Origin of the sequence: Pseudomonas sp. ATCC 43928, from assembly GCF_005938665.2 — a bacterium.
Lineage (GTDB): Bacteria > Pseudomonadota > Gammaproteobacteria > Pseudomonadales > Pseudomonadaceae > Aquipseudomonas.
This window is the reverse complement of sequence record NZ_CP041753.1, coordinates 6010001-6024752: the sequence shown is the minus strand read 5'-3', so window position 1 is coordinate 6024752 and position 14752 is coordinate 6010001. Positions and strand designations below refer to the sequence as shown.

The window sequence follows — 14752 nt, the reverse complement described above, 5'->3', positions numbered from 1 at the left end:
CCATGGATATCAAGACAGCCCTGAGCCGTATCGTCGGCCACCTCGATCTCAGTACCGATGAAATGCGTGATGTCATGCGCGAAATCATGACTGGGCAATGCACGGATGCGCAGATCGGCGCGTTCATGATGGCTATGCGCATGAAGAGCGAAAGCATCGACGAGATCGTCGGCGCCGTGACGGCGATGCGCGAGTTGGCGGACAAGGTCGAACTCAACACCCTCGACGGCGTGGTCGATGTGGTCGGCACCGGCGGCGACGGGGCCAATATCTTCAACGTCTCGACTGCTTCCTCATTCGTGGTCGCAGCGGCTGGTTGCACCGTGGCCAAGCACGGTAACCGTGCAGTGTCGGGCAAAAGCGGCAGCGCCGATTTGCTGGAAGCAGCCGGTATCTACCTGAACCTGACCCCGGTTCAGGTTGCACGCTGCATCGACAACGTCGGTATCGGTTTCATGTTTGCCCAGACTCATCACAGCGCCATGAAGCACGCCGCCGGTCCGCGCCGCGAGCTGGGCTTGCGCACCTTGTTCAACATGCTCGGCCCGCTTACGAATCCGGCCGGTGTGAAACACCAGGTGGTGGGTGTGTTCAGTCAGGCGTTGTGCCGGCCATTGGCCGAAGTCTTGCAGCGCCTGGGCAGCAAACACGTGCTGGTGGTGCACTCCAAGGATGGTCTGGACGAATTCAGCCTGGCGGCCCCGACCTTTGTCGCGGAGTTGAAGAATGACCTGATCACCGAGTATTGGGTCGAGCCCGAAGACCTCGGCATGAAGAGCCAGAGCCTGCACGGTCTGTCGGTGGAAAGCCCGGCGGCTTCCCTGGAACTGATTCGCGATGCCTTGGGCAAGCGCAAGACCGAGAATGGTCAGAAAGCCGCCGAGATGATCGTGCTCAATGCCGGCGCCGCGCTGTACGCCGCCGACCATGCCAGCAGTTTGAAAGAAGGCGTTGCCCTGGCGCACGATGCGCTGCACACAGGCCTCGCTCGGGAAAAACTTGAGGAGTTGGGTGCATTTACCGCGGTATTCAAAGTGGAGAATGAGGGATGAGTGTACCGACGGTTCTGGAAAAAATTCTGGCCCGCAAAGTCCAGGAAATCGCCGAGCGTAGCGCTCGTGTGAGCCTGGCAGAGCTGGAAAACCTGGCCAAGGCGGCCGATGCACCCCGTGGTTTCGCCAAGGCATTGATCGATCAGGCCAAGAAGAAACAGCCGGCGGTGATTGCTGAAATCAAGAAAGCTTCGCCAAGCAAGGGCGTGATTCGCGAGAACTTCGTGCCTGCGGACATTGCCAGGAGTTACGAGAAGGGCGGGGCTACTTGCCTGTCGGTGCTCACCGACATCGACTACTTCCAGGGTGCGGATGTGTATCTGCAACAAGCCCGGGAGGCGTGCAAGCTGCCGGTGATCCGCAAAGACTTCATGATCGATCCGTACCAGATCATCGAGTCCCGCGCCCTGGGCGCTGATTGCGTGCTGTTGATCGTCTCCGCACTGGATGACGTGAAAATGGCCGAGCTGGCGGCCGTGGCCAAAAGTGTCGGCCTCGATGTGCTGGTGGAAGTCCACGATGGCGACGAGCTGGAGCGGGCCTTGAAAACCCTCGACACGCCGCTGGTGGGCGTGAACAACCGCAACCTGCACACCTTCGAGGTCAGCCTGGAAACCACCCTCGACTTGTTGCCGCGTATTCCGCGTAATCGTCTGGTGGTCACCGAGAGTGGCATTCTTAACCGCGCCGATGTCGAGCTGATGGAAATCAGCGACGTGTATGCGTTCCTGGTCGGCGAAGCGTTCATGCGCGCCGAAAGCCCGGGTACTGAACTGCAGCGCCTGTTCTTTCCTGAGCGCGGTGTTCCAGTGAGCGGCTCTACGCTCGACTGAACACATTTTCGCAGGCAACCCGATCCCCTGTGGGAGCGGGTTTGCCCGCGAGTAGGTCATCAAGCCCCCCAAAGACTTCATGTCTTACGGAGTCGTCCATGTCCCAGCCAACCTCTCTGACCATCGAAGCCGGCCTGCTCGCCGAACAGGACCTGTTGGCCCATGTGTGCACCGGTGATTCGGAGTTCGGCTTGCTGTTCTGGCAACCCACAGACCAGGCATTGGTCATGCCGCGCCGCTTGAATCGCTTGCCGGGTTTCGAGGCAGCGTGCGAGATATCAGCCGCTGCCGGTTGGCCGGTACTGCTGCGCGAAACCGGCGGCGAGCCGGTGCCGCAATCGGCATCGACCCTCAACATCGCGCTGGTCTACGCGCCACCGCGTAGCGAGGGCGACCAGAACCGGATCGAAACCGCCTATCGCCGACTCTGTGACCCGATTTGCCAGCTGCTTGACGAGTTGGGCGGTGTGTCGTCCCTGGGCGAAATTGAAGGCGCGTTCTGCGATGGCCGTTTCAACGTCAACCTCGATGGTCGCAAGATGGTCGGTACCGCTCAGCGCTGGCGGCAGAGCAAGGGCGGTCAGCGTCCGGTCGGGCTGGTGCACGGGGCGATGCTGATCGATAACGAGCGAGAGTCAATGGTCGCGGCGGTCAATCGTTTCAACGAAGCCTGCGGTCTGGAACAGCGGGTTCGCGCAGAAAGCCACATTGCCCTGCATGAAAAATTTGCCGCTCCCGATGCACTGGAACGGCTCGATGCGTTGTATCGCAAAATGCTGGCAGAAGTGCTCGGGGCTTAAGTGTTCCAGGCTTCGGTTTTCAGAGCCTAGCGCGTACCGAAGACCACCATGGTCTTGCCTTTGACGTCGACCAGGTTGCGTTCTTCCAGATCCTTGAGCACGCGGCCGACCATCTCACGGGAACAACCGACAATCCGGCCGATCTCCTGGCGGGTCACCTTGATCTGCATGCCATCCGGGTGGGTCATGGCGTCTGGCTGCTTGCACAGCTCCAGCAGGCAGCGCGCCACGCGGCCGGTCACGTCGAAGAACGCCAGGTCGCCGACCTTGCGCGTGGTATTGCGCAGGCGTTGTGCGATTTGTCCGCTGAGCACGTAAAGAATGTCTGGATCCTGTTGAGACAACTCGCGGAATTTCGCGTAGCTGATTTCCGCGACTTCGCATTCGACTTTGGCGCGAACCCAGGCGCTGCGCTCCTGTTCCAGCCCGGCTTGCTCGAACAGACCCAGTTCACCGAAGAAGTCGCCGGAGTTGAGGTAGGCAATGATCATTTCACGGCCGTCGTCATCCTCGATCAGGATGGTCACCGAACCCTTGATGATGAAGAACAACGTGTCCGAGCGGTCGCCGGCACAAATGATGTTGCTCTTGGCGGCATAGCGACGGCGCTGGCAGTGCATCAACAGTTTGTCGAGGTTCTTGATTTTGGATATGGGGGTAATAGCAACCATGGTTGTATCCCGAAAAGACTGCACGGTATGTTTGTTTTTTGTAGGGGGCTGGTGAAGCCTGGTTTTTTGTTCGCTACAAAGCTGGCTAAGCGCCATTGAATTGGCGTCAGCTTAACAGACACATTCCTTCAAGATTCGAGAATTTACCTACGACCCATACGGTTATGTCCTAGGAAGGCGAAGCGCTGCCAATCAAGGGCCCTGTGCTAAGCTGGCGACCCTTTTTTATACAGTGGAGTCTTGGCGATGAAGGCACGCATCCAATGGGCAGGCGAAGCCATGTTCCTCGGTGAATCCGGCAGCGGTCATGTCGTGGTCATGGACGGTCCGCCCGATGCCGGCGGTCGCAACCTGGGTGTCCGCCCGATGGAAATGCTCCTGCTGGGTGTTGGCGGTTGCAGCAATTTCGATGTGGTCAGCATCCTCAAGAAGTCGCGTCAGGCCGTCGAAAGCTGCGAAGCCTTCCTCGAAGCCGAGCGTGCGACCGAAGATCCGAAGGTGTTCACCAAGATCCACATGCACTTCGTGGTCAAGGGACGCGGGCTGAAAGAAGCCCAGGTCAAGCGCGCCATCGAGCTGTCGGCCGAGAAGTACTGCTCGGCCTCGATCATGCTCGGCGCGGCTGGCGTGGCGATTACCCACGACTACGAGATTATCGAGCTCGGTTGAATCGACATTCAACTATCATAAAAGCGGTGCAGACTCTGGTGATCCATAGCTGACGTCTGCATAATGCGCCACTTTTTTCAGGGCAGTGATCGGTCACCCGACAGGTCGCTTGCCTGAACAGACAACCAAAATCGCCATCGCGAAGAGGTGTTAACCGTCCTACGCAGGTGCGTCGTTCGCATCTGACGGGCATGCTTGATCACGCGGCCAGCCCGCAATACATAGAGAGTTTTTAACGGTGAAAAGCAAACTCAAGCTCCACGGGTTCAATAACCTGACAAAGACCTTGAGCTTCAACATCTATGACATCTGCTACGCGGAAACCCCGCAAGACCAGCAGGCTTACGTCGAGTACATCAATAAAGAGTACAACGCCAAGCGCCTGACGCAGATCCTCACAGAAGTTGTCGATATCATTGGTGCCAATATCCTGAACATCGCCAGTCAGGACTATGAACCCCAGGGCGCCAGCGTCACGATTCTGATCTCTGAAGAGCCGGTAACCCCCACCGACAGTCAGATTGAAGAGTCTCCGGGCCCGTTGCCCGAAATCATCCTGGCCCACCTCGACAAGAGCCACATCACGGTGCACACCTACCCGGAAATCCATCCGGTGGACGGTATCGCGACGTTCCGTGTGGACATCGACGTGTCGACCTGTGGCGTCATTTCACCGCTCAAGGCGCTCAATTTTCTGATTCACCAGTTCGATTCGGATATCGTGACTGTGGATTACCGCGTGCGCGGCTTCACCCGTGACGTTGAAGGCAAGAAACACTTCATCGACCACGAGATCAACTCGATCCAGAACTACCTCTCCGAAGACACCCGCGACGCGTACCAGATGACCGACGTGAACGTGTATCAGGAAAACCTGTTCCACACCAAAATGCTGTTGAAGAACTTCGAACTGGATAACTACCTGTTCGGCGACGCCACCAGCAACCTGTCCTCTGAGCAGCGTGCCCAGGTGACTGAGCGTGTAAAACACGAAATGCTTGAAATCTTCTACGCGCGCAACATGCCGAGCTGAGAGTTCCGAGTACAAAAAAAGGCGACTACCGCAAGGTAGTCGCCTTTTTCATTGCTGTTGTCCGCGAAGAGTCCCGATCAAACAACGCAACCGTCAGATCCGATAAGTGCTCTTGGTCATCACCTTGGCCAGCAGACTCATTCCGAACTTCACCGGCGCAGGAAAACGGAACCCTCCAGCATCCAGCGCACTTTCGGCGTGATGTTCTTCATCAATGCGCATCTGCTCAAGGATCGCCCGGGATTTTTCGTCCTCGGCGGGCAGTTGTTCAAGGTGTTCGTTCAGGTGTTTGCAAACCTGATGCTCGGTGGCGGCAACGAAACCCAGGCTGACTTTGTCGCTGATCAACCCGGCCACCGCGCCAATCCCGAACGACATTCCGTAGAACAGCGGATTGAGAATGCTGGTGTGGCTGCCCAACTGGTGGATGCGCTGTTCGCACCAGACCAGATGATCGATTTCTTCTTCGGCGGCATGTTCCATGGCAGCGCGCACTTGCGGCAACTTGGCGGTCAGGGCTTGACCTTGATACAGCGCCTGGGCACAGACTTCGCCGGTATGGTTGATGCGCATCAAACCGGCGACGTGCCGGGTGTCCTCGTCGTTCATTTGCGCATCCGGCTGCACGATGGCAGGCGACGGACGGTAGGGCTGACCGCTGAAGGGCAGCAAAGTACGCATCGCGGCATCGGCTTGCAGCAGAAGACGGTCAATTGGCGAGTAGTGACGTTGGGTAGTCATGCTGACCTCCGGGAAGAATCTCGGCGGCCAGTTTAACCCAATCGGCCGGGGAGGGTTTGCGCTGGGTCATCTGTGGCGAGGGAGCAAGCGCCCTCGCCACATAAACCGGTACTGCTTGCAATCAGCCCGGAGGCCAGTGCATCTGGCGCTGACCCAGCACGTGCATATGAATGTGATAAACGGTCTGCCCGCCCAATTCATTGCAGTTCATGACCACCCGGAAACCTTCTTCACAGCCCAGTTCCAGAGCCAGACGCTGCGCGGTGAACAGAATATGCCCGGCCAGAGCCTTATCGTCCTCGGTGAGATCGTTAAGGGTGCGCACCGGTTTCTTCGGGACCACCAGGAAATGCACGGGGGCCTGTGGGGCGATGTCGTGGAAGGCCAGTACCTGGTCGTCCTCGTAAATGATCTTCGCCGGGATTTCCCGGTTGATGATCTTGGTGAACAGAGTATCCACAGCTGTTTTCTCCGTTGTTTGGCTGGCTTGAGTGTACGCATGGGCCCTGCCTGAGCCCAGTTTTTTACCTTGAAGGCTGGTCAGCGCGGGCAGTACGCCTTATTGACCATGCCCGCGATTGTCCGGGTCAGCCAGCGCGAGCCGAGCCGTGGCAAGAAGGCGAACCAGCGATTCAGGCGACCGGGGATGATAATGGCGCGATTTTTCTCCAGGGCGCGCACGGTGTAGAGCGCGACTTCCTCTGGGCTCATCAGCAATTTGCTCTCGCCCAGCTTGTCGGTGTTCAGTTGCGCGGTGCGAAAAAACGCCGTGCGGGTCGGGCCGGGGCAGAGCACCGACACCTTGACCGCGCATTTTTTCAGTTCGACGCGCAAGCCTTCGGAAAAATTCAGCACATAAGCCTTGCTGGCGTAATAAGTGCTCATCCAGGGGCCGGGATGGAACGCCGCAACCGAGGCGACGTTCAGAATCTGCCCGCCGCCCTGCAAGGCCATGCTGTTACCAATGGCATGACACAAGCGAGTGAGGGCCAGGATGTTCACTTCGATCAGGTCCTGCTCGGTCATCCAGTCCTGGGCCAGGAATGGGCCACAGGTACCGATGCCGGCGCAGTTGACCAGCAGATCGATTTGCCGCTCACCTTCCTCCAGCTCCAGTAGAAATCCGGACAGGCGCAACGGTTCACCCAGGTCACAGGCACGAAACAAAACTTCCACGCCAAAACGTTGAGTCAGTTCAATCGCAATACTTTCCAGCTGATCACGCTGTCGGGCCACCAATAGCAGGCTGCGGCCGCGCCGGGCCAGCGCTTCGGCCATTGCCAGGCCGATGCCGCTGGAAGCGCCAGTGATCAGAGCGTAACGGGTCATGCAGTTCTCCATCGCAACAGCTCCGCGCCAGCGACGCAGGTGTCACGGGCGGGGAGCGCTGTTCATTCTTTTGCAGAGTCTACAGGGGGCTGGGCCGCTTCGGCTGCATCGTCGGTTGAATCTGCTGCCGAGTCGACTTCGACGGGCGCAGCTTCGACTTCATCGGTGGTCACGGAGCTGCTTTGATAGGCGCTATCAGTGGCGCTTTCGTACTCATCCTGAATTGCCGTGAGACCTCCGGTCAGCCCGCCAACGAACATGATCGCAATAAACACCAGCCACAATGAAGCCAGTACCCTGACTGCATTGCTGTTGGGCGGCGGCGGTGCGCCATATCGATTGGCAGTGTTGTTACCCGGCACGATCATTATCACGAACGGGAAAGCGCCCCCCACGAACGGCACAAGGTTCAACAGCCAGAGCCATCCAGACCAGCCGATATCGTGCAGGCGCTGCACACTGAACTGAATGCTGATGAACGCGAGTATCACGATCAGAATAACGGCCAGCAGACCCGCGACAATCAGGCCGGCAGTCGAGTTGGTGCTGATGAGGCCGAAGCCGAAAATGGCCAGCACCGAGCCAATGCCCAACGTCACCAGCGTCAGAGCCATTGTCCAGGCCAGAAAGCGCAGTCGGCCGATGCGGCCACTGAAACTGAATGCCTTGAGTGTGGCGAACTCCGGCAGCGCTTCGCCGACCGTGGCGCGTGGCGGAGCGTAGGGGGAATCGGGCTCTGCCGATGGCGGTGGGCTGACGTGAACGTCGGACAGGTTTAGCTCGATCGAGGGTTCGGCTTCGATTCGGGCATCGATGCCGGTTTTCGTCAGCGCCTGAAGATAAGTTTGCGCGTCGGCGTGTGACAGGTCGCGTTTGAGCGCAACCGTCCGGCCACTGAACAGGCGTTCGATGGCTGCGACATCGCTTTTGAACAGCTCGGCGAGATTGAGCTTGGCGGTGGTGGCATCAACACCGGGCAGCAAAGCACCATCGAAGACGATCTTGAAACGGTTTTCGCTCATGGCCGAGGCATCCTTGTCGCGAGAGTTGTAATGGAAAGTGTAACAAGAGGGAGTTTAAGGCCGGCCGGGTTGGGCTGGCCAAACTTTCCTGTCAGCGCGGCCAGCGCTTGGGCAGTGCTGCCGCCAGTTCCAGCGCCTTGCGGTATTCGGTGCCGAGACGTTCGACCAGTTGATCGACACTCGGCAGATCCTCGATCTCCCCGACACCCTGGCCCGCAGACCACACGGTTTTCCAGGCTTTGGCTTCATCGTTCAACGGCTTGAGCTTGGAGCCGAAGTCCACCTCGCCCTTGCTTTGCAGCGCCGCCATGTCGAAACCGGCGGCCTCCAGGCTCTGACGCATGAAGCTTGCCGGAACCCCAGACACCGCTGGAGTATGGACGATGTCCGCGGCTCTGGCAGTCAGGAGCATCTCCTTGTAGGCGTCAGGCGCATGACTTTCGGTGGTGCCGATAAATCGCGTACCGAAGTAGGCCAGATCCGCACCGAGCAATTGCGCGGCAAGAATCTCGTGGCCATGGTTCAGGCAGCCAGCCAGCAGCAGGGTCTTGTCGAAAAACTGGCGAATCTCGGCGATCAGCGAAAACGGGCTCCAGGTCCCGGCGTGACCACCGGCCCCCGCGGCAACGGCAATCAAACCGTCGACACCGGCTTCGGCGGCTTTTTCTGCGTGGCGACGGGTCGTCACGTCGTGAAACACCAGGCCACCGTAGCTGTGCACGGCATCGACCACTTCCTTCACGGCGCCGAGGCTGGTGATCACGATCGGTACTTTGTGTTCGATGCAGATCGCCAGATCCGCCTGCAATCGCGGATTGCTGTGGTGGACGATCAGGTTCACCGCGTAAGGCGCGGGGTTTTCCAGTGTCGCCAACCCTGCTTCGATTTCTTCCAGCCAGGCCTTGAACCCACTGCTCTCACGCTGGTTCAGCGCAGGGAAACTGCCCACCACGCCATTACGGCAGCAGGCGAGCACCAGCTCAGGGTTGGAGATCAGGAACATCGGTGCCGCCACCACCGGCAGTCGCAAGCGTTGTTCGAGCAGAGCGGGCAGCGACATTGGAAGTACCCCGGGTGAGCGTGTCTGTTGGATTTAAAACGGCCGGACGACGACCAGAATTACGATAGCCAGCAATATCAGAACCGGCACTTCATTGAACCAGCGATAAAAGACATGGCTGCGGGTGTTTTCGCCACGGGCAAAACGTTTTACCTGTGCGCCGCACATGTGGTGGTAGCCGATCAGGATCACCACCAGGGTCAGCTTGGCGTGCATCCACGCGCCCTGGCCGAAATAGGCGCTCGGGTTGAGGCTGATCAGCCAAATGCCGAACACCAGGGTGGCGATCATCGCTGGCCCCATGATGCCTCGGTACAGCTTGCGCTCCATGATGCTGAAGCGTTCCTTGCTGACGGTGTCTTCGCTTTGCGCGTGATAGACGAACAGGCGCGGCAGGTAAAACAGGCCGGCAAACCAGCAGACCATGCTGATGATGTGAAGCGCTTTGAGCCACAGATAAAGCATTTTTGGTTATTCCCAGGTTCACGGTAGTGAAGATAGTAGGGGGTAGAGCGCCCGCACGTCACCTTGACGGTTGTCGCAGGGCCGCGCGGCCCCTATTATCGACGGCTTTCCAGTGGGTTCGTTGAGGGCAGGTTTATGGTCAAGGTCGGTATCGTCGGCGGCACGGGTTACACCGGTGTCGAACTGCTGCGTCTGTTGGCACAGCATCCGCAGGCAGAAGTGGTGGTGATCACTTCCCGATCCGAGGCCGGCCTGGCCGTGGCCGACATGTACCCGAACCTGCGAGGCCATTACGACGGCCTGGCGTTCAGCGTTCCGGACATCAAGACCCTCGGGGCTTGCGATGTCGTGTTCTTCGCCACGCCGCACGGTGTCGCCCATGCCCTGGCGGGTGAATTGCTGGCTGCCGGCACCAAGGTTATCGACCTGTCGGCAGACTTCCGTTTGCAAGACGCCGATGAATGGGCCAAGTGGTACGGCCAGCCGCACGGTGCGCCGAAACTGCTGGATGAGGCGGTCTACGGCTTGCCGGAAGTCAATCGCGAGCAGATCAAGCAGGCACGCCTGATTGCTGTACCGGGTTGCTACCCGACCGCGACGCAATTGGGTTTCCTGCCATTGCTCGAAGCCGGTCTGGCCGATACCACACGCTTGATTGCGGACTGCAAATCCGGTGTCAGTGGTGCCGGTCGTGGCGCTTCCGTAGGTTCGCTGTACTCCGAGACGTCGGAAAGCATGAAGGCCTACGCCGTAAAAGGTCACCGTCACTTACCGGAAATCCGTCAGGGGCTGCGTCGTGCCGCGGGCAAGGACGTTGGCCTGACGTTCGTTCCGCACCTGACGCCAATGATTCGCGGCATTCACTCGACGCTCTACGCGACCGTCGTGGACCGCTCGGTGGATCTGCAGGCTCTGTTCGAAAAGCGTTATGCCAACGAACCGTTCGTCGACGTAATGCCAGCCGGCAGCCATCCGGAAACCCGCAGCGTGCGTGGTGCCAACGTTTGCCGTATCGCCGTGCATCGTCCGCAGGATGGTGATCTGGTGGTGGTGTTGTCGGTCATCGACAATCTGGTCAAAGGCGCGTCGGGTCAGGCTGTGCAGAACCTGAATATCCTCTTCGGTCTGGATGAGCGCCTGGGTCTTTCCCATGCGGGCATGCTGCCGTAAGCTTTATCCCGCAATGCAAAAAGGCCCGTTGAACGGGCCTTTTTGCATTCTGGTCTGACAATTGGATTGATTGATATACCGTAACAATAGTTGACCGATTTTCTGGGAGAAGCGGATAATGCGCGTCATCACGCATTATGGCGGCGTAACGCCGGGAGATAGTCAGCATGAGCGTCGAATCCTTCACCCCCACGGCTTTGCAATTCACCCACGGTGCTGCGCACAAGGTGAAGAGCCTGGTCGATGAAGAGGGGAATGATCGCTTGAAGCTGCGCGTATTCGTTACGGGCGGCGGTTGTTCAGGGTTTCAGTACGGCTTCACCTTCGATGAAGAAGTGGCCGATGACGACACCATTGTCGAGCGCGAAGGCGTCAGCCTGGTGGTCGATCCGATGAGCTTCCAGTACCTGGCAGGTGCCGAGGTGGATTATCAGGAAGGTCTGGAAGGTTCGCGTTTCGTGATCAAGAACCCGAACGCCACCACCACGTGTGGCTGCGGCTCTTCGTTCTCGATCTGATCGCAACTCTCCGCATCAACAAGCGCCGCAGGGTCTCAGGATTCTGCGGCGTTTTGCTGTCTGGAGTTAAGGTTCAGGCGGGGTAGATGGCGCCGAGAATGCGCAGGCCACGGGCGCCGGTGACGCTTGGGCGGTTGGTCGCGATACCTTCCAGGCAGCAATGAGCCAGCCAGGCAAAGGCCATGGCTTCAACCCAGTCCGGGTCTACACCATAAGCGGCAGTGCTGCTGACTTTCGCGTTCGGCAACAGGCTGGCCAACCGTTTCATCAACGTGGCGTTGTGTGCGCCACCGCCGCAGACCAGCAGCTCCCGGGTATCCGATTGAGCGCTTTGCAATGACTCGACGATGGTCAGGGCGGTCAGCTCAAGCAGTGTGGCCTGTACGTTTTCGGCTGCGAAGGTTGGCAGTTGTGACAGATGCTGCATCAGCCATGGCAGATTGAACACTTCGCGGCCAGTGCTCTTCGGGCCTTGAGTTACAAAGAACGGATCACTGAGCAGCTCATTCAACAGAGCCGGTTCAACCTTGCCGCTGGCGGCCCATTGGCCATCGCGATCGAAGTTGTCGCCGCGTTGCCGGTGAATCCAGGCATCCAGCAGGACATTCCCCGGGCCGCAGTCAAAACCCGCGACAGGCTTGCCGGGTTCGATCAGGCTGAGGTTACTGAACCCGCCGACGTTCAGCACCGCGCGGTTACCGGGCTGCTGTTCAAACAAGGCTTCGTGAAAGGCCGGAACCAATGGGGCGCCTTGTCCGCCAGCGGCTACGTCGCGGCTGCGGAAATCGCTGACCACGGTGATGCCGGTCAGCTCGGTGAGCAGCGCAGGGTTGCCGATCTGCACCGTGAACCCGCGTGCCGGTTCGTGGCGAATGGTCTGGCCGTGGCTGCCAATCGCGCGAATGTCGTCGGGCTTGAGGTTTTGTTGGTCGAGGATGGTGTGAATGCCCTGTGCGGCCAGCTTCACCCAGTTTTGCTGGGCAATGGCGGAGCGGGCAATCTCGTCCGGACCGCTGGCGCACAAGCCAAGCAGCTCGGCGCGCAGGGATTCGGGCATGGGGATGTAATGCGTGGCGATCAGCTTGATCGCCGGGGCTTGCTCGATCAGCGCAATGTCCAGGCCATCAAGGCTGGTCCCGGACATCACACCTATATAGAGCGCCATGGCTTAGCGTTTGCTCGAAGCCAACAGGGTGGCTTTCTCTTGGTCCATACGCGCCATCAGCGGTTGGCTTTGCGCAAGGAAGCGTGCGCGTTCAGCTTTGGAGATCGGATCGGCCATCGCTACCTTCTGACCCAGTGGATCGACGTGCACGCCATTGACCTGGAACTCGTAGTGCAGGTGCGGGCCGGTGGAGAGGCCGGTGGTGCCGATGTAGCCGATCACCTGACCTTGCTTGACGCTACCGCCAGTCTTGATGCCTTTGGCGAAGCCCTGCATGTGGCCGTACAGCGTACGGTAAGTACTGCCGTGCTGGATAATCACGGTATTGCCGTAACCGCCCCGGCGACCGGCCAACAATACCTGGCCGTCGCCGGCAGCCTTGATCGGTGTGCCGCGCGGTGCTGCGTAATCGACACCCTTGTGGGCGCGGATCTTGTTCAGGATCGGGTGCTTGCGGCCCATGGAGAATTTCGAGCTGATGCGGGCGAAGTCTACCGGAGTACGGATGAACGCCTTGCGCATGCTGTTGCCGTCAGCCGTGTAGTAGCTGCTGTTGCCTTGTTTGTTGGTGTAGCGCACAGCGGTGTAAGTCTTGCCACGGTTGGTGAAGCGCGCGGAAAGAATGGGACCGTTACCGACGGCTTTACCGTTGACGACTTTCTGTTCATAGATCACATCGAACTCGTCACCCTGGCGAATATCCTGGGCGAAGTCGACGTCATAGCCAAACACGCTGGCCATATCCATGGTCAGGCTATGGGACAAACCGGCACGGGCTGCGGATTGCGACAGCGAACTGTTGATCACGCCATGTACGTAGGCGGTGCGAACAGTGGGCTTGGCGGTAATGCGGTTGAATGTATAACCCTTGCCGTTCTTGGTCAGGCTGATGCTTTCCGTGTCGCTGACTTTGCTGTGCAAATTGGTCAGTTGGCCGTTCGGGCCGAGTTCGAACTCGAGCTTCTGGCCATGTTTGAGCTGGCTGAACTGCTTGGCCTGCTTGTCGCTGGCCAGCACTTCATGCACCGAAGTGGCCGGAAGGCCGACTTTCTCAAACAAGGTCGAGAGAGTGTCGCCTTTGGCAACGATCACTTCCCTGTGGCCTGGCGCCTTCTTTTCTTCGACGACTGGCGCGGGGGCGGCCTGGGCGGCTTCCTGAGTGTTTTCGGTGCTGTTTTCGATCTGCGCGAAAGGGGAGGCTGCCGGCTCATTTGTGGCTTGGACGACGTCGGCGGCGTCTTGATCTTGTGTCAGTTGTTCTACAGGGCTTTCCAGTTCAAGACTCAGGGTCGTCTTTTTGGCTTCAACATCACTGGAAGGAAATACCAGAAGCGCCAGGCTCAGAAGGGCGGCGATACCGCTTGCTGCGAGCAGGTGGGTCTTCGGGTAAAGCGGTGGCGCTTTAGACGATTCTTTGGTCATAAGTAATTTTGACTTTGAAAAAATGAATTGGAAAAGATGAATGACATGATGAAGACGAAATAACTGTATAAAATATAACCAAATCATCTCTGAAGCAAGCCTGCGGACGCTCTGTCCGTGGATTGGCGTCCGTGCGCCGGGCAAAACTTGTATTTGACGCCCGATCTTGTATGGTTGGTCCCCTTTGAATTCGAGTCTTGCAGGTCTGTTATGAAGTCGGTTGAAGAGCAGCTAGCGCTGATCAAACGTGGTGCAGAAGAACTGTTGGTCGAGTCCGAGCTGATCGAAAAGCTCAAGCGTGGCCAGCCGCTACGTATTAAGGCAGGCTTCGATCCGACCGCGCCGGATTTGCACCTGGGTCACACCGTGCTTATTAATAAGCTGCGCCAGTTCCAGGATCTGGGCCATCAGGTGATCTTCCTTATCGGTGACTTCACCGGGATGATCGGTGATCCGAGTGGCAAGAGCGCGACACGTCCACCGCTCACTCGTGAGCAGGTTCTCGAGAATGCCGAGACCTACAAGACTCAGGTCTTCAAGATTCTTGATCCGGCCAAAACCGAAGTGGCGTTCAACTCCACCTGGATGGATCAGATGGGGCCGGCTGACTTCATACGTCTGACTTCGCAATACACCGTGGCGCGCATGCTCGAGCGCGATGACTTCGACAAGCGCTACACGACCAATCAGCCAATCGCCATTCACGAGTTCCTCTATCCGCTGGTTCAGGGTTACGACTCGGTCGCTTTGCGCGCGGATGTCGAGCTGGGCGGTACGGATCAGAAGTTCAACCTGCTGATGG

17 protein-coding genes (1 of these 17 only partly in view) are annotated in these 14752 nt (G+C 58.6%); 8 read left to right on the top strand and 9 right to left on the bottom strand.

Features of this window, described 5'->3' with window-relative positions; genetic code table 11:
• Nucleotides 1-2: 2 nt before the first annotated feature.
• From trpD to FFH90_RS27835, 3 genes are all read left to right on the top strand, one after another.
• Complete coding sequence (trpD, locus tag FFH90_RS27845) at nt 3-1052, top strand: anthranilate phosphoribosyltransferase (protein WP_111452909.1); 1050 nt, start codon at nt 3-5, stop codon at nt 1050-1052.
• Nucleotides 1049-1885, top strand: a complete 837-nt coding sequence (trpC, locus tag FFH90_RS27840; RefSeq protein ID WP_111452908.1) for an indole-3-glycerol phosphate synthase TrpC — start codon at nt 1049-1051, stop codon at nt 1883-1885. Before trpD ends, trpC begins: the two co-directional genes overlap by 4 nt.
• A gap of 98 nt (nt 1886-1983) precedes the next feature.
• The gene (locus FFH90_RS27835; RefSeq protein ID WP_138866390.1) at nt 1984-2685 is read left to right on the top strand and encodes a lipoate--protein ligase family protein; all 702 of its coding nucleotides are present in this window, start codon (nt 1984-1986) and stop codon (nt 2683-2685) included.
• A 26-nt stretch (nt 2686-2711) separates the two neighbouring features.
• On the opposite strand, the gene crp is transcribed toward FFH90_RS27835, so the two are convergent.
• A complete protein-coding gene (crp, locus tag FFH90_RS27830; protein WP_018928873.1) occupies nt 2712-3356 on the bottom strand; it encodes a cAMP-activated global transcriptional regulator CRP in 645 nt (214 codons plus the stop codon).
• 246 nt (nt 3357-3602) lie between these two features.
• On the opposite strand from crp, the gene FFH90_RS27825 reads away from it, so the two are divergent.
• Together FFH90_RS27825 and speD are read left to right on the top strand one after the other, a co-directional pair.
• Nucleotides 3603-4025: an OsmC family protein gene (locus FFH90_RS27825; protein ID WP_007941657.1), complete on the top strand. Its 423-nt coding sequence runs from the start codon at nt 3603-3605 to the stop codon at nt 4023-4025.
• A gap of 238 nt (nt 4026-4263) precedes the next feature.
• Nucleotides 4264-5058 (top strand): adenosylmethionine decarboxylase, encoded by a 795-nt coding sequence (gene speD / locus FFH90_RS27820; protein WP_018928874.1) that lies wholly within the window; start codon nt 4264-4266, stop codon nt 5056-5058.
• Between the two features lie 93 nt (nt 5059-5151).
• Here the strand turns inward: speD and coq7 are convergent, their stop codons facing one another.
• The 6 genes from coq7 to hemJ all read right to left on the bottom strand — a co-directional run bounded on the left by coq7 (nt 5152) and on the right by hemJ (nt 9675).
• Nucleotides 5152-5799, bottom strand: coding sequence for a 2-polyprenyl-3-methyl-6-methoxy-1,4-benzoquinone monooxygenase (coq7, locus tag FFH90_RS27815; protein ID WP_018928875.1), 648 nt, complete (start codon nt 5797-5799; stop codon nt 5152-5154).
• A gap of 121 nt (nt 5800-5920) precedes the next feature.
• Entirely contained in the window at nt 5921-6259 is a 339-nt protein-coding gene (locus tag FFH90_RS27810) for a histidine triad nucleotide-binding protein (protein WP_007906873.1), read from the bottom strand.
• Nucleotides 6260-6339: 80 nt separating this feature from the next.
• Nucleotides 6340-7128, bottom strand: coding sequence for an SDR family oxidoreductase (locus FFH90_RS27805; protein ID WP_018928876.1), 789 nt, complete (start codon nt 7126-7128; stop codon nt 6340-6342).
• A 62-nt stretch (nt 7129-7190) separates the two neighbouring features.
• On the bottom strand, nt 7191-8150 hold the full coding sequence (locus FFH90_RS27800; RefSeq protein ID WP_064620732.1) for a DUF805 domain-containing protein: 960 nt from the start codon (nt 8148-8150) through the stop codon (nt 7191-7193).
• 91 nt (nt 8151-8241) lie between these two features.
• Entirely contained in the window at nt 8242-9210 is a 969-nt protein-coding gene (locus FFH90_RS27795) for a nitronate monooxygenase family protein (protein WP_019650353.1), read from the bottom strand.
• Between the two features lie 33 nt (nt 9211-9243).
• Nucleotides 9244-9675, bottom strand: a complete 432-nt coding sequence (gene hemJ, locus FFH90_RS27790) for a protoporphyrinogen oxidase HemJ (protein WP_018928879.1) — start codon at nt 9673-9675, stop codon at nt 9244-9246.
• Between the two features lie 135 nt (nt 9676-9810).
• On the opposite strand from hemJ, the gene argC reads away from it, so the two are divergent.
• Together argC and erpA are read left to right on the top strand one after the other, a co-directional pair.
• Complete coding sequence (argC, locus tag FFH90_RS27785; protein WP_138866389.1) at nt 9811-10845, top strand: N-acetyl-gamma-glutamyl-phosphate reductase; 1035 nt, start codon at nt 9811-9813, stop codon at nt 10843-10845.
• Between the two features lie 167 nt (nt 10846-11012).
• A complete protein-coding gene (gene erpA / locus FFH90_RS27780; protein WP_007906865.1) occupies nt 11013-11363 on the top strand; it encodes an iron-sulfur cluster insertion protein ErpA in 351 nt (116 codons plus the stop codon).
• A gap of 73 nt (nt 11364-11436) precedes the next feature.
• Here the strand turns inward: erpA and FFH90_RS27775 are convergent, their stop codons facing one another.
• Both FFH90_RS27775 and FFH90_RS27770 read right to left on the bottom strand, forming a co-directional pair.
• A complete protein-coding gene (locus FFH90_RS27775) occupies nt 11437-12528 on the bottom strand; it encodes an anhydro-N-acetylmuramic acid kinase (RefSeq protein WP_138866388.1) in 1092 nt (363 codons plus the stop codon).
• Nucleotides 12529-12531: 3 nt separating this feature from the next.
• On the bottom strand, nt 12532-13950 hold the full coding sequence (locus FFH90_RS27770; protein WP_138866387.1) for a peptidoglycan DD-metalloendopeptidase family protein: 1419 nt from the start codon (nt 13948-13950) through the stop codon (nt 12532-12534).
• Between the two features lie 210 nt (nt 13951-14160).
• Between FFH90_RS27770 and tyrS the strand changes: the two genes are divergently transcribed.
• Nucleotides 14161-14752, top strand: the 5' end (the start) of a protein-coding gene (gene tyrS, locus FFH90_RS27765) for a tyrosine--tRNA ligase (RefSeq protein ID WP_064620726.1). 608 nt of this gene lie beyond the right edge of the window; 592 of the gene's 1200 nt are visible here — the first part of the coding sequence; it begins with the start codon at nt 14161-14163; its stop codon lies beyond the right edge, outside the window.